At 69.4% G+C, this 804-nt stretch carries 1 pseudogene; it reads left to right on the forward strand.

Annotated features, from left to right (window positions below):
* Positions 1-402: 402 nt before the first annotated feature.
* Positions 403-627: pseudogene (locus CCN72_RS41245) on the forward strand (SMI1/KNR4 family protein); the annotation flags it as partial.
* Positions 628-804 lie beyond the last annotated feature (177 nt).

An 804-nucleotide genomic window follows, 5' to 3' on the forward strand; every position in this document is an offset into this window, starting at 1 on the left:
GGCGCCGGCCCGCGCGGACTGCTCGGCCTGGTGGCGCAGGCCGGTCATCTCCTGCCGCAGCCGGGCGCGTTCACGCCGGGAGCGCCACAGGCCGCTGCCCAGAGCTAGTGCCGACACCGTCCCGGCGGCCAGGCCTCCGAAGGCCAGCTCCGGTATCTCGATCATGGATGGGGACCTCGGGCATCTCGGATACGTCTGGGCGTCTGACAGTCGACTGCTGGGCGTGGGGGTAAGGGGCGTCCGTCGAGCAGTTGGCAAACTACACACTGTTCGCTGCCGGTTGCACCTGGCATTTGCCCGAATTCCGCTCCCTTTTGCACATTTGACAGCCGCTCAGCGCCCGATCCGTGTCCGAATGGACTTCATGAGGCGCTGTCAGTGGCGGGTGGCAGCATCGGGCGCATGACGGACGACACGGCATTGGACTGGCGGCCCTTCCTGCTCCGGTGGAGCGCGGAATGGGCGGATTCCCCGCCGGGCGAAGGGACACGGGACGAGGACGACGAGACCGCGCGCCGCACCCGCTGGCTGGGGTTCCCGCCCGCCTCGGAGGAGCGAGTCACCGCCATGGAGGAGCGCATCGGCCGCCGGATGCCACCGTCATACCGGGAGTTCCTCCCGGCGTCCTCGTCCAGGTACTCCTCGAAGATCTCCGCGAGCCCCATCTCGTCCTCGTGCCAGCGCACCTGCTCGGTCCCGGCCAGCAGCCACACGAATCCCCCCGCGTGCCGCCAGCCGTCGGTGACCTTCAGGAACTCCCGGTATGACGGTGGCATCCGGCGGCCGATGCGCTCCTCCATGGCG

This window comes from Streptomyces murinus (assembly GCF_002154555.1).
Lineage (GTDB): Bacteria > Actinomycetota > Actinomycetes > Streptomycetales > Streptomycetaceae > Streptomyces > Streptomyces murinus.